Source organism: Pseudomonas sp. Colony2 (assembly GCF_019382755.1).
In the GTDB taxonomy this organism is placed as follows: domain Bacteria; phylum Pseudomonadota; class Gammaproteobacteria; order Pseudomonadales; family Pseudomonadaceae; genus Aquipseudomonas.
This window is the reverse complement of sequence record NZ_CP080030.1, coordinates 5,883,951-5,896,956: the sequence shown is the minus strand read 5'-3', so window position 1 is coordinate 5,896,956 and position 13,006 is coordinate 5,883,951. Positions and strand designations below refer to the sequence as shown.

Sequence of the window (13,006 nt, the reverse complement as noted above, 5' to 3'; positions counted from 1 at the left end):
GCTAGAGCCTCCCCCACCGGTAAATCCGCCAAAGGTAGGGGCATGACGCTGCACCATTACCGTGCAATACTCGCCGCCGTTTGGTGGCGATGATTCCTACGCTAACCAGGTGATGCTCCTCCGAAAAAGGCGCCTTTACCGAGAGTTCCCGCTGAATCTTGCCGTTTATAGAGTGAAAACCCCTGGGTTTAGCTTTTTATACTGCACCCCCGCTGATCTGGCCCGGCCAGACCGTTTTACCCAAAAGGTGATCCGGCAACGGTACGCCATGGCAGACCCGCCATGACGCCCCGGACTCGGTGGCTCATATCCAATAACAAGACGAGGTTGTATCCCTATGCCAGCTGGCAATCATCTGCCCCACGGCGAGACCGCTCAGGGCGGTCCGCTGAAACGCGAACTCGGCGAACGGCATATTCGCCTGATGGCCCTCGGTGCATGCATCGGCGTCGGCCTGTTCCTAGGCTCGGCCAAGGCCATTGAAATGGCCGGCCCGGCGATCATGCTGTCGTACATCATCGGCGGCCTGGCGATCCTGGTGATCATGCGCGCCCTCGGCGAGATGGCCGTGCACAACCCGGTGGCCGGTTCGTTCAGCCGCTACGCCCAGGATTACCTCGGCCCGCTGGCGGGCTTTCTCACCGGCTGGAACTATTGGTTCCTGTGGCTGGTGACCTGCGTGGCAGAAATCACGGCCGTCGCCGTGTACATGGGCGTGTGGTTCCCCGATACACCCCGCTGGATCTGGGCCCTGGCAGCACTGATCAGCATGGGCACCATCAACCTGATCGCGGTCAAGGCCTTCGGTGAGTTCGAGTTCTGGTTCGCGCTGATCAAGATCGTCACCATCATCGCCATGGTGATCGGCGGCGTCGGCATCATCGCGTTCGGCTTTGGCAACGATGGCGTGGCCCTGGGCATTTCCAACCTGTGGACCCACGGCGGCTTTATGCCCAATGGCGTGCAGGGTGTGTTGATGTCCCTGCAGATGGTGATGTTCGCCTACCTGGGCGTGGAGATGATCGGCCTCACCGCCGGTGAAGCGAAGAACCCGCAGAAGACCATCCCGAGTGCCATCGGCTCGGTGTTCTGGCGCATTCTGCTGTTCTACGTCGGTGCGTTGTTCGTGATCCTGTCGATCTACCCGTGGAACGAAATCGGCACCCAGGGCAGCCCGTTCGTGATGACCTTCGAGCGCCTGGGTATCAAGACCGCCGCCGGCATCATCAACTTCGTGGTGATCACCGCGGCGTTGTCGTCGTGCAACGGCGGTATCTTCAGCACCGGGCGCATGCTCTACAGCCTGGCGCAGAACGGCCAGGCCCCGGCCACGTTCGGTACCACCTCAAGCAACGGCGTGCCGCGCAAGGCGCTGCTGCTGTCGATCTTCGTGCTGTTGCTGGGCGTGCTGCTCAACTACATGGTCCCGGAAAAAGTCTTCGTCTGGGTCACTTCCATCGCTACCTTCGGCGCGATCTGGACCTGGCTGATGATCCTCCTGGCCCAGCTCAAGTTCCGCAAGAGCCTGACCCAGGCCGAACGTGACGGCCTTAAATACCGCATGTGGCTGTACCCGGTCAGCTCCTACCTGGCCTTGGCGTTCCTGGTGCTGGTGGTGGGCCTGATGGCGTACTTCCCGGACACCCGTGTGGCGCTCTACGTGGGGCCGGTGTTCCTGGTGCTGCTGACGGTGTTGTTCTACGTGTTCAAGTTGCAGCCGACTCAAGCGGCGGCACGCACCGCGAGCTGAGTTTCCTGCGCTCAACAAAAAGCCCCTTACGGGGCTTTTTGTTTTTCAGGCGGTGGCAACGCGCGCCGGTTGCGTGAGCCGCTTGTTCAAGTCCAGCCAGGCCCCCAGCAACGCCATCAACCCGGCGCCTACCAGTGCGGTGAAAATCTGCATGGCGAAGGCATCGCCGGTGACCGCATTGATCATGTCTGCCAGTGGCGCCAGCAGCACCCCCAGGCAGAACACTTCCAGGGAGTAGCGCCCCATACGGCAGGTTTGTCGGGCCAGCCAGTTCTGCGTCCATTCGCGGCCAGGCAGCAGCTTGGCGGTGACATAGGCCAGGGCCAGGAAGTGCAGCAAACGCACGGGCGACAGGTCGGTCTTGCTGATGGGGTACAGCAGGTCACTGAGCGCCGACGGCATCAGCGCGTCGTGGATTTCCGGCCAGCGCCACGAGAGCGTGAGAACCCCCGCCACTAGCGCATACACCGCCGCAGCGACGAACAATGGCTGACGCAACAGGCGCCGAGTCTCGACAGGGCGGGGTTGCCCGGCATGAATCGCCGCCGCGCCGCCCAGCACAAACAGCAACTGCCAGGTCACCGGGTTGAAGTACCACACGCCGTCGGCAATCGCCGCCAGGTTCCAGCCCAGGTGCGGCGCCAGCAAGTACACCGCCAGCGAAACAGCCACCACCGCCCAGGTCTTGCGCAACAGCAACGGCAACACCAGCGGCAGGCAACCCAGCAGCACGATGTACAGCGGCAACGGGTCCATCAGGTTGGGTTTGAAGCGCAGCAACAGTTCATCCACCAGGGCTTGCTGGGGATGAGTGACGAAGTGCGTCAGGCCCATCTCTTCAACGAGGTCGCGGGTTTCCACATGGCTGTTGGCGAAGAACACGATGCCCATCAGCATCGCCAGCAGGAAGATGTGCACCACGTACAGCACCCAGGTGCGCCGCCAGATCTTCACGCAGGCGATCAGATAACCGTCGCGCTGCAGGATCTTGCCGTAGGCCAGCACGGCCGCATAACCGGCCAGGAACACGAAGACTTCCGCCGCGTCGCTGAAACCGAAGTTGCGCAAGGTGATCTGGCCCAGAGGGTTGTGGGGCACGTGATCCCAGAAAATAAAGATCAACGCCAGGCCCCGAAAAAAATCGATGCGCGGGTCGCGTCCGTTCAACATGGCAGCGGGCTCTTGAACAAGGGGTTTAGTAATGACAAGTGGACGACGGCTTCAGTCGAGCCGTACGTCGGGCGGGCGCAGGTTGGCGGTATTTGTAAGCAATTGCAAAGCTGAGTTTTTTGCTGAATGTCTCATCGCTTTGTTTAAACGTCGATGATCACCAGCGTGCCTTGGCTGCCGGCGAGTACCGCGTGGGCGATGCCGGCTTCAACCAGGTACATCTGACCGGCGCCGACGTCGATGGCCTCCTCGCCAATAGACAGGCGCAAAAGGCCGTCGATCACCAACAGCCCTTCGTTGTAGTCGTGGGTTTCTTCTTCATAAGCCTGTGCATCCATGCGCAGCACCTTGATCCGCGCCGGGCCGACCTGGCCCACGCGGTTGGATTTCCAGGTGTCCGGCAGTTGGGCGGCAAGGGCGGTGAAGTCGAGTAACGGCATGGTGAAGCTCCTTGTTTCAACGATGCCGTTCGGTGGTCCGGTTCAGCGGGGTTGTTCAGTGCGGGCTCAGGCCGCGGCGATTTCATTCGGCTCAAAACTATCGGCCCGTGCCATCTGCCACATGCGCGAATAAAACTCGCCGTTCACTTCGCCGGTGAGCAATTCGCCAGGTTTCAGGAACACATGCAGCTGCGAAAACAACTTGATCTCGGTGGCCGACATGCGCCGCACCAGGTGCTTGGCCGACAGTTGCGAAGGGTGGTCGAGACCGGCGGCAGCGAGCATTTCGGCCAGGGCCTTCAACGTGTTGCGGTGGAAGTTGAACACGCGCTGGGCCTTGTCCGGCACCACCAGTGCGCGCTGGCGCAACGGGTCCTGGGTGGCCACCCCGGTGGGGCATTTGTTGGTGTGGCAGCTTTGCGACTGGATACAGCCGATGGCGAACATGAAGCCCCGCGCCGAGTTGGCCCAGTCGGCACCGATGGCCAGGACGCTGGCGATGTCGAACGCGCTGACGATCTTGCCGCTGGCGCCGAGCTTGATCTTGTCCCGCAGGTTCAAGCCCACCAGGGTGTTGTGCACGAACAGCAAGCCTTCACGCAGCGGCACGCCGATGTGGTCGGTGAACTCCACCGGCGCGGCGCCGGTGCCGCCTTCCTTGCCGTCCACCACGATAAAGTCCGGGAGGATGCCGGTTTCGAGCATGGCCTTGGCGATGCCCATGAATTCCCACGGGTGGCCCAGGCAGAACTTGAAGCCCACCGGTTTGCCGCCCGACAGTTCACGCAGCTGGGCGATGAAGTGCATCATTTCGATGGGAGTGGAAAACGCGCTGTGGCGCGACGGCGAGATGCAGTCCTCACCCATCATGATGCCGCGGGTGTCGGCGATTTCCTGGGTGACCTTGTGCTTGGGCAGTATCCCGCCGTGGCCCGGTTTGGCGCCCTGGCTCATCTTGATTTCGATCATCCGCACTTGTGGGTTCTGCGCCTGCACGGCGAAGCGTTCCGGGTCGAAAAGGCCGGCGCTGGTGCGGCAGCCGAAGTAGCCGCTGCCGAGCTCCCAGGTCAGGTCGCCGCCGTTTTCCCGGTGATAGGGGCTGATGCTGCCTTCACCGGTGTCATGGGCGAAGTTGCCGAGCTTGGCCCCCTGGTTGAGCGCGCGAATCGCATTGGCGCTCAGCGAACCGAAGCTCATGGCCGAGATGTTGAACACCGAGGCCGAGTAGGGCTGCTTGCATTGCGGGCCGCCGACGATCACGCGAAACGCGCTGGGGTCGCTCAGCGGCGCGGGGCGCATGGAGTGGCCGATAAACTCAAAGCCCGACTGGTACACGTCGATCAGCGTGCCGAAGGGTTTGTCGGCACTTTCATTCTTGGCGCGGGAATAGACCAGCGAGCGCTGGGCCCGGGAGAAGGGCAGGGCGTCGCTGTCGGATTCCAGCAGGTACTGGCGGATTTCCGGACGGATGCCTTCCACCAGGTAACGGATATTGCCCAGGATCGGGTAATTGCGGCGCACCGCGTGTGGGCTTTGCAGCAGGTCGAAAATGCCGATCAGGCTAAGGATGCCGGTGACCACGGCGATCGGCCACAGCCATTCGTGTTCGATAAACGGCATGCTGGCGAGGGTGAAAATGACGCAGACGGCAAAGAACGCGTAACGGCTTAACAAGGACAGGCTCATACAGGGTTCCTTAGTTTTTATCCTGTAGGAGCGAGCTTGCTCGCGAAGGTCGTTAACGATAGCGCGGTTGTCTGGATGACCGCGGTGCATTGACGTTTTTCGCGAGCAAGCTCGCTCCTACAGGGCTCGATCAGGCGTTTTGCGCCTGCAGAAAAATCGAGAACAGCTCCGACTGGGATTTGATCCCTAGCTTGCTGTACATGTGTTTTTTATGGACTTTCACGGTTTCAACAGAGATTTCCAGCTTACGAGCGATTTCCTTGCTGGAGCAACCACTGAGCATCAAACGGCCCACATCCAGCTCGCGCGCGGTGAGTTGCGCGCCCCAGCCATCGTTGTGGATAGGCTGCTCCGGAGCGCTCACCTGGTTGAGTTCATGGGGCAGGCGCTGGCGCAGCAAGCCCAGTACCCACGGTTGAATCAGCGACAGCAGGGCAATCTGCTGTGGGTCAAAGCGCTGTTTGGAGCCCAGGGACAGGCACAGGGTTCGCCCATCCGGTTGCTGGCAGTTGAACTGGATTTCATCGGCCACCACGTTCAGCCGGAAGTAGCGCTGGTAATACTCGGTCAGCTCGAAATGCTCCGGGGCCACTTCGGCCAGGCGAAACAGTCCGGTGCGCGAGTGTTCGCGGCTGGCGATGTAGAAGGGGTCGAGCAGGTATAAACCGTTGAGGTAATCCTGGAACAGATGGTCGGGTTCGCCGTCCTGGCCCGGGCATTCGGCGAACACCAGGGGTTTGTGCTCGCTGCTGAACAGCAACACCACCCAACTGTCGAACGGCACATATTGGTCCAGCAACCGGACCAGCTGCGTCCAGAAATTCGGCTGGTCCAGGGCGTCTATCATCTGCCCCACCGAACGGTGCCAGGCGATGTCTTCCAGCGACAATGTCATGCATCTACCCCCATAGGGTTAACCCGGCTGCGTGATTTCCCGAGTGTTCGCGGCTGCGCATACTGCGCCACAGATAAAGAACAAGGAATAACCATGAAGGTCGAATTTGCCCAGCTGGCAGGCCGCGATAACGGCACAGCTTACAACCTTGAGCGCGCGTTGGCGGCAATTGCTGCGTGTGCGGCGGATACCCAATTGGTCGTATTCCCGGAAACCCACCTGATGGGCTTCCCGACCGCCGGCACCGTGGCCGAGGTGGCCGAGCCGGTGGACGGCCCGACCGTGCAGGCGATTATCCAGGCCGCCCGTGCGCGCAATATCGCCGTGGTGATCGGCATGGCCGAGAGCGACGCGGGCCAATTCTATAACACCACCTTGATGATCACCCCGGACGGCATCGCCCTGCGCTATCGCAAGACCCACCTGTGGGCCTCGGACCGCGGCGTCTTCACCCCGGGTGACCGCTACGCCACCTGCGTGTGGAACGGCGTGCGAGTTGGCCTGTTGATCTGCTACGACATCGAATTCCCGGAAACCGCCCGGGCCCTGGCGCAGTTGGGCGCTGAAGTGTTGATCGTCACCAACGGCAACATGGACCCGTACGGCCCCACCCACCGCACTGCGATCATGGCCCGCGCCCAGGAAAACCAGGCGTTCGCGCTGATGGTCAACCGAGTGGAAGAGGGCGACGACGGCCTGATGTTCGCCGGTGGCAGTGCGCTGGTCGATCCGTTCGGCAGCTTGCTGTTTGAAGCCGGGCGCGGGGAAGGGCAGTTCAGCGTTGAACTGGACCTGGGACAACTGGCGGCGGCGCGACAGGACTATCGCTACCTGGATGACCAGCGCTTGAAATTGCCGGGGGAGGTGATTGAGCGCGAGGACGGGACGCGGGAATTGTTGATCCCCAAACCCTGACACGGGTCTCGTGGCAAGGATGCTGTTGTGGCGAGGGGGCTTGTCCCCCGTTGGAGTGCGAAGCGCTCCCGCTTTTTCTGGGGCCGCTTCGCAGCCCAACGGGGGACAAGCCCCCTCGCCACAGAAGCTGCATTTCACCAAAAAGCTGCTTCAACCATAAAAATTATTGCGTTCGCTGCACCGACTTCAGTTCTGCCATAAATCTAATAATTGCGCGGAGAATCGCTCATGGCTCGTTTGCAACGCACCCTGTCGTTAGGGTCGGTGGTGCTGTTTGGCATCGCCTATATGACACCGATCATTGTCCTGGGCACCTTCGGTATCCTGGCGCAATCCACCGCCGGCATGGTCCCGGCCGCTTACCTGGCCGCCCTGGTGGCGATGTTCTTCACCGCCATGAGCTACGGCCGCATGGCCTCGGCGTTCCCGGTGGCCGGGTCCGCCTACAGCTATGTGCGCAAGGCCATCAGCCCCAAGCTTGGGTTTATCGCCGGTTGGGCGGTGTTGCTCGACTACCTGTTCCTGCCCATGGCCATCTGGCTGATCGGCGCGGCCTACCTGCATTCGGCTTTCCCGGCCGTGCCGCAATGGGTCTGGGTACTGGCGTTTATCGGGGTCACCAGTGTGATCAACATCATCGGCCTGAAACTCGCCAACGGCATCAACGCCTTGCTGATGCTGGTGCAGTTCCTGGTGCTGGTCGCCTTCGTCGCGCTGTGCATCCACTACATCGGCGGTGATGCGAGCAAGCCGCTGTGGACCATCACCCCGTTCTTCAACGGCCAGATGCAAATGCCGTTGATCATGAGCGGTGCGGCGATCGCCTGCTATTCGTTCCTGGGCTTTGACGCGGTCAGCACCCTGACCGAAGAAACCCGCGACCCGCGCCGCACGATTCCCCGGGCGATCATGCTGATCACCCTGATCGGCGGGCTGATCTTCGTCGGTGTGTCGTACTTCGTGCAGATCGCCCACCCATCGTTCGAGTTCACCGACGTGGATTCTGCCGCCTACGAGATTGCCCGCAACATTGGCGGCGACCTGTTTGTGTCGATCTTCCTGATCGGCCTGATCGTCGGCCAGTTCGCCTCGGGGCTGTCGGCGCAGGCCAGCGGTTCGCGGTTGCTGTTTGCGATGGGGCGCGACGGGGTGTTGCCCAAGTCGTTCTTCGGTACCTTGCACGCGCGCTTCGGTACGCCGGTCAACAGCATCCTGCTGTGCGCGGTGGTTGCGTTACTGGCGTTGAGACTGGACGTCACCACCTCCACCTCGTTCATCAACTTCGGTGCGTTCCTGGCTTTCAGCCTGGTGAACCTGTCGGTGATCTTCCACTACTGGATCGGTGCCAAGCAGCGCGGTTTGCGGGAGTTGGTGCTGTTCCTGGTGTTCCCGACCATCGGCCTGGTGGCGGATTTGTGGTTGATGGTCAGCCTTGATCACCTGGCGATTTACCTGGGCCTGAGCTGGTTGGCGATTGGCCTGGTGTACCTGGGGTTCCTGACGCGGGGCTTCTCCCGGCAGCCCCCGGAAATGGACTTCCAGGAAGCCGCATAGAAGCTCGGGGTCTATTCTTATTGCAATCGGTTCTCGTTTGGGTACGTCATTTGTGTTACTGTATAACACTTGATGTTCACCCAGACGCCCCGGAGGCCTTATGAAACCTGGTATCCACCCCGACTACCGCACCGTGTTGTTCCATGACACCGCCGCCGACGTTTTCTTCCTGATCGGTTCCACCGTGGAAACCGACCGTACGCAACAACACAGCGACGGCAACACCTATCCCTACGTGCTCCTGGACGTGTCCAGCGCCTCGCACCCGGTGTACACCGGCCAACAGCGCAAGACCCAGTCCGAAGGCCGCATCGCCGGCTTCAACAAGCGATTTGCGTCGTTTGGTTCGGCCGGTAAAACCGCCGAGGCGTGATGCACCGCGCGTTACCTCAGGGCTGCTTCATTCAATGAAGTGGCCCTTTTTTATGCCTATCTGACGAAGTAATGTCGCAAGGCCATCACTGCAAAGAAAAACCGACTAAACTGCTGGGTAATGGCCAGGAGGCTGTTACCTTGACCGTAGGACACGCACATCGACGCTATACGAGGTGCCCCATGGGAGAGTCAGTGACCTTCGCAAATCCCGACCGCCCGGTAGTGCTGTTGATTGACGCACACCCGGACGTGCTGGACCGCCTGACGCAGTTGCTGCGCCTGGAACCCTTTGAATTATGCAGCGCCACCGACGCCGCTCACGCGCTGGCGATTCTGGCGCAGCAACCCGTCGACCTGGTGATGAGTGCTGCGCGCCTGCCGGACATGGACGGCGCCACCCTGCTTGCGCAGATCCACCATGATTACCCGCACACCGTGCGCATCCTGCTGACCGGTGAAACCGACCTGACGCTGATCATCAAGGCCATCAACGAAGGGCAGATCTACCGCTACCTGAGCAAACCCTGGAAAGACGAAGAACTGCTGCTGGCGTTGCGGCAATCCCTGGCCCATCAACACTCCGAGCGTGAGCGCCTGCGCCTGGAGCAATTGACCCGCCAGCAGAACGACGAACTCAAGCAACTCAACGCCAGCCTGGAAAAACGCGTGGCCTCACGCACCAGCGAGCTGCAGCAAACCGCTGACATGCTCGACCTGGCCTACGAAGAACTCAAACACAGCTACGCCACCGGCACCGAAGTGTTCTCGCTGCTGGCCAACCTGCGCTTGCCCCGAGCCAAGCAAACCAACCGGCAGATCATCGAGCTGGTGCGCACCTGGTGCCACGGCCGCGGCCTGGATGAGGCCAGCAATCGCGACCTGACCATGGCCGCCGCGCTCTACAACATCGGCAAGTTGAGTTGGAGCGACAACATGATGGTCTCTCCCAGCGACCTGCTGCACAGCACCTACCGTGAGCGGTACCGGGCGTATCCGGCCCAGAGCGAATCGTTGCTGATGACCCTGGAACCGATGAAAGACGCGGCACGCTTGATCCGCCATCACCAGGAACGCTGGGACGGCAGCGGCTTTCCCGACCACCTCAAGGGCGAAGCAATACCTGTAGGTTCGCGCCTGTTGAAACTGGCGGTGGACTTCATCGAATTGCAACGCGGCTTGATCCTTGAGCGGCAGATGAACAGCGACGAAGCGCTGCTCTACATCCGCAAATACGCCGGGCGCCTTTACGACCCGGACATGGTCGAGGACTTCGTCCAGGCGTGCGCCGCGTTCCTCAGCGACGTGACCCTGGGCGACCCGTCGGTGAAGGTCCTGACCACCCGCGAACTGGCCGAAGGCATGGTGCTGGCGCGCAACCTCAACGCCGACAACGGCATGCTGCTGCTCAACGCCGGCAAGGTGTTGAACCTGCCGCTGGTGGACAAGCTGATTGCGTTCGAGGCCATGGAAGGGGCGAAGTACAGCGTGTTCATCAAGGAGCCGGATGAGGCACTGCTTTCGGGGTGAGACCGGTTCATGGGATCCTTGCGCCTTTGCATTCAAGGCGACCTTCTCATGACCTCCACCATTCGCATCGCCGCCGCCCTGCTGATCGGCAGCGACGGCCAGACCCTGCTGGTACGCAAGCGCGGCACCCAGGCCTTCATGCAGCCGGGCGGCAAGATCGATGCCGGCGAGCAACCCGCAGAGGCTTTGGCCCGTGAGCTGCACGAAGAACTGGGCCTGCGAGTTGATCCGGCGGCGGCTGTGTACCTTGGGCAGTTCTCGGCGCCGGCGGCGAATGAGCCGGGGTTCGTGGTGCAGGCCGAATTGTTCCAGGTGCACATCGACGTGCCTGTGACACCGGCTGCCGAGATTGAAGAGGTGTGCTGGATCGACCCGGCGGGCGACGGCGGTTTGCAGCTTGCGCCGCTGACCCGGGATTTGATTCTGCCGTTCTATCGCGCCTCTCTGATCCCTGCCTGATCTTGTGGCGAGGGAGCTTGCTCCCGCTGGGGCGCGAAGCGGCCCCAGGATTTTTGGGTCTGCTGCGCAGCCCGGCGGGAGCAAGCTCCCTCGCCACAGGTATCCGCTACAGGTCAGCGAACGGCGCTGACGCCGTCCAGGGTCGAAAACGAGGTGTCCTTGGCCGTCAGCAGAAAATCACGCATGTACGGCGCGTCCAGCATGTCGGCGCGAATCCCGGCGTACAGCGTGGCAAACAAACCTTTCTCCCCCAGCCGCTTGGCCTTCACATACCCCCGGGAGCTGTATTCATGCAGCGCCCAATGGGGCATGCCGCACACGCCGCGACCGCTGGCCACCAACTGCATCATCATCACCGTCAGTTCCGAGGTGCGCACCTGGGCCGGTTCTACATCCGCCGGTTCCAGGAAGCGGGTGAAGATGTCCAGGCGATCCCGCTCCACCGGGTAGGTGATCAGGGTTTCGCTGATCAGGTCTTCGGGCACGATGTACGGCTTGTTCGCCAGCGGGTGCTGGTTGGCCACGGCGAGCATGGCTTCGTAGGTGAACAGCGGTACATAGGTGATGCCCGGCAGCTCCAGCGGATCCGAGGTCACCACCAGGTCCAGGTCGCCACGGGCCAGGGCCGGCAGCGGCGCGAAGGCGAAGCCGGAGGCCAGGTCCAGCTCGACTTCCGGCCAGGCATCGCGGAACTGGTCGATGGTCGGCATCAACCACTGGAAGCAACTGTGGCACTCGATGGCCATGTGCAAACGCCCGGCCGTGCCGCCGGCCAGGCGCGCGATGTCGCGTTCGGCACCGCGCAGCAAGGGCAGGGTAGCGTCCGCCAGTTGCAGCAGGCGCAGGCCGGCGCTGGTGAAGCGCAGCGGCTTGGTCTTGCGCACGAATAACTGCATGCCCATGCGCTCTTCCAGTTCCTTGAACTGGTGGGAGAGTGCTGATTGCGTCAGGTGCAGGCGCTCAGCGGCCTCCACCAGGCTGTCGGCTTCGCGCAAGGCGTGCAGGGTCTTGAGATGGCGGATTTCGAGCACGGGGTCTCCATGAATATAACTTGTGACAAATTCGGATCGGTTGAGTTTGTCTCATGTTGATAGGCCTGTCGACCGTCGTGCTCAAGTCCCGCCGCCTTTACACCCCGGCAAAGTGCCGGGTGGCCAGCGCTCGCCCGATATTGCCGCGCCAGATAGGGTCCACCGCGGCCCCGGCTTGCGCCTGGGCGACTTGCCATTGCAGGCCCAGGTTGCGCTGCTCGGGAATCTTCAAGTGGGCCTTGATGAACTCGTCGAACTGCGCCCCGGCCTTGTCGTAATGAAAGTGCGCATACCACAGGGTGGCGGGCGGCGTTTGTGTCAGGTCCTCAACCACGTATTCCTGAAGGTAATCCGCTCGTCCCTTCTTGCCTTCATTGAGGTTGCGGGCCGGTTCGCCCTTGCGAATCTCCACCACCCGTTGTTCGCGAAGGTAGTCCAGATAACCTTCGGTAGGGGTTTTGCTGGCGAGGGTCTGGCGGATTCGCAGGTTGCGGCCCTTGATGGTCAGCTCCATGGCCTTGGCCCGCAGTTGGCGCACGAGGTCCTCGGTAGGGTCCACGCGTTCCAGGCGATTGGCCCGCAGGTTCAACTCGGCCGCTTCGCTGACCAGCAGGTGCTCCAGGTCCACCGGCAGCATTTTTTGCTCGGTGTAGGCGGTGGCGCGGCTTTCGTACAGCGCGACGTTGTCCAGGCGAGCCCTGGCTTCGCTCACCACGAACGGCTTGACGTTGGACTCCGGCGGCGCGGGTTCCGAGGCGGCATTGTCCTTGAGCCGGGACTTGCCGCCGGGGCCCTTGATCCAGGTCTCGGACCGCCCTCTGGCGCTATCGACCCGGTAAGTGGTGGCCTGGGTTTGCGGGTCTATGATCTCGGTACCTACCAGGGAAATATTGTCCTCGGTGTCGAATACCCGCCGCACAGGTTGCCCGGCCGGTGGGCGGCTTGCCGGCGACTCCTTGATGGCCCGGCGGGCGAGTTCGATCATCTGGTCAATGTCGACGAAAAACGCACTGAGTTGCGCGTGGTCGAAATGCTGCGGGTAACCGAGGTTCCAGGTGCGGATGGTCAGCCGGAATTGTTCATAGGCCTGTATGCAGTCTTCCAGCACCTTGCGCCGCTGTGTGATGTTGGCAGTGGCGTTAGGCAATTCAAAATGCGAAGCCTGGGCCCGGTTGACCTTGGCATAGCTGTCACGGGCCTGGGC

Annotated in this window: 11 protein-coding genes and 1 pseudogene; 6 read left to right on the top strand and 6 right to left on the bottom strand. The window is 61.8% G+C overall.

Features of this window, described 5'->3' with window-relative positions; translation table 11 throughout:
- Positions 1-337 precede the first annotated feature (337 nt).
- A complete protein-coding gene (locus JV201_RS23830; protein WP_003216436.1) occupies positions 338-1,750 on the top strand; it encodes an amino acid permease in 1,413 nt (470 codons plus the stop codon).
- Positions 1,751-1,795: 45 nt separating this feature from the next.
- Here JV201_RS23830 and JV201_RS23825 read toward each other — a convergent pair whose 3' ends face one another.
- The 4 genes from JV201_RS23825 to JV201_RS23810 all read right to left on the bottom strand — a co-directional run bounded on the left by JV201_RS23825 (position 1,796) and on the right by JV201_RS23810 (position 5,941).
- Positions 1,796-2,920, bottom strand: coding sequence for an OpgC family protein (locus JV201_RS23825; protein WP_219406108.1), 1,125 nt, complete (start codon positions 2,918-2,920; stop codon positions 1,796-1,798).
- A 143-nt stretch (positions 2,921-3,063) separates the two neighbouring features.
- A complete protein-coding gene (locus JV201_RS23820) occupies positions 3,064-3,360 on the bottom strand; it encodes a cupin domain-containing protein (RefSeq protein ID WP_087692795.1) in 297 nt (98 codons plus the stop codon).
- 66 nt (positions 3,361-3,426) lie between these two features.
- Positions 3,427-5,046 (bottom strand): FMN-binding glutamate synthase family protein, encoded by a 1,620-nt coding sequence (locus JV201_RS23815; protein WP_003216444.1) that lies wholly within the window; start codon positions 5,044-5,046, stop codon positions 3,427-3,429.
- Between the two features lie 130 nt (positions 5,047-5,176).
- Positions 5,177-5,941 carry a LuxR C-terminal-related transcriptional regulator gene (locus JV201_RS23810; RefSeq protein ID WP_003216446.1) on the bottom strand — a complete coding sequence of 255 codons (765 nt, stop codon included), beginning with the start codon at positions 5,939-5,941 and terminating at the stop codon, positions 5,177-5,179.
- 93 nt (positions 5,942-6,034) lie between these two features.
- Here JV201_RS23810 and JV201_RS23805 point away from each other — a divergent pair, with 93 nt between their 5' ends.
- From JV201_RS23805 to JV201_RS23785, 5 genes are all read left to right on the top strand, one after another.
- Positions 6,035-6,856, top strand: coding sequence for a carbon-nitrogen hydrolase family protein (locus JV201_RS23805; RefSeq protein ID WP_003216449.1), 822 nt, complete (start codon positions 6,035-6,037; stop codon positions 6,854-6,856).
- 228 nt (positions 6,857-7,084) lie between these two features.
- Positions 7,085-8,410, top strand: coding sequence for an APC family permease (locus JV201_RS23800; RefSeq protein ID WP_003216451.1), 1,326 nt, complete (start codon positions 7,085-7,087; stop codon positions 8,408-8,410).
- Positions 8,411-8,510: 100 nt separating this feature from the next.
- The gene (locus JV201_RS23795; RefSeq protein WP_003216453.1) at positions 8,511-8,783 is read left to right on the top strand and encodes a type B 50S ribosomal protein L31; all 273 of its coding nucleotides are present in this window, start codon (positions 8,511-8,513) and stop codon (positions 8,781-8,783) included.
- A 182-nt stretch (positions 8,784-8,965) separates the two neighbouring features.
- Positions 8,966-10,312, top strand: a complete 1,347-nt coding sequence (locus tag JV201_RS23790; RefSeq protein ID WP_177027752.1) for an HD domain-containing phosphohydrolase — start codon at positions 8,966-8,968, stop codon at positions 10,310-10,312.
- Positions 10,313-10,360: 48 nt separating this feature from the next.
- Complete coding sequence (locus tag JV201_RS23785) at positions 10,361-10,771, top strand: NUDIX domain-containing protein (protein WP_102369844.1); 411 nt, start codon at positions 10,361-10,363, stop codon at positions 10,769-10,771.
- Positions 10,772-10,884: 113 nt separating this feature from the next.
- On the opposite strand, the gene metR is transcribed toward JV201_RS23785, so the two are convergent.
- Both metR and JV201_RS29970 read right to left on the bottom strand, forming a co-directional pair.
- The gene (gene metR, locus JV201_RS23780; protein WP_003216460.1) at positions 10,885-11,802 is read right to left on the bottom strand and encodes a transcriptional regulator MetR; all 918 of its coding nucleotides are present in this window, start codon (positions 11,800-11,802) and stop codon (positions 10,885-10,887) included.
- A 97-nt stretch (positions 11,803-11,899) separates the two neighbouring features.
- Positions 11,900-13,006, bottom strand: a pseudogene (locus JV201_RS29970) (hypothetical protein); the annotation flags it as partial.

Coding starts and splice junctions, on each gene's coding strand:
- JV201_RS23790 (WP_177027752.1), top strand. CDS start 8,966: ATGGGAGAGTCAGTGACCTTCGCAAATCCCGACCGCCCGGTAGTGCTG.
- JV201_RS23830 (WP_003216436.1), top strand. CDS start 338: ATGCCAGCTGGCAATCATCTGCCCCACGGCGAGACCGCTCAGGGCGGT.
- JV201_RS23800 (WP_003216451.1), top strand. CDS start 7,085: ATGGCTCGTTTGCAACGCACCCTGTCGTTAGGGTCGGTGGTGCTGTTT.
- JV201_RS23820 (WP_087692795.1), bottom strand. CDS start 3,360: ATGCCGTTACTCGACTTCACCGCCCTTGCCGCCCAACTGCCGGACACC.
- JV201_RS23810 (WP_003216446.1), bottom strand. CDS start 5,941: ATGACATTGTCGCTGGAAGACATCGCCTGGCACCGTTCGGTGGGGCAG.
- JV201_RS23805 (WP_003216449.1), top strand. CDS start 6,035: ATGAAGGTCGAATTTGCCCAGCTGGCAGGCCGCGATAACGGCACAGCT.
- JV201_RS23785 (WP_102369844.1), top strand. CDS start 10,361: ATGACCTCCACCATTCGCATCGCCGCCGCCCTGCTGATCGGCAGCGAC.
- JV201_RS23815 (WP_003216444.1), bottom strand. CDS start 5,046: ATGAGCCTGTCCTTGTTAAGCCGTTACGCGTTCTTTGCCGTCTGCGTC.
- JV201_RS23795 (WP_003216453.1), top strand. CDS start 8,511: ATGAAACCTGGTATCCACCCCGACTACCGCACCGTGTTGTTCCATGAC.
- JV201_RS23825 (WP_219406108.1), bottom strand. CDS start 2,920: ATGTTGAACGGACGCGACCCGCGCATCGATTTTTTTCGGGGCCTGGCG.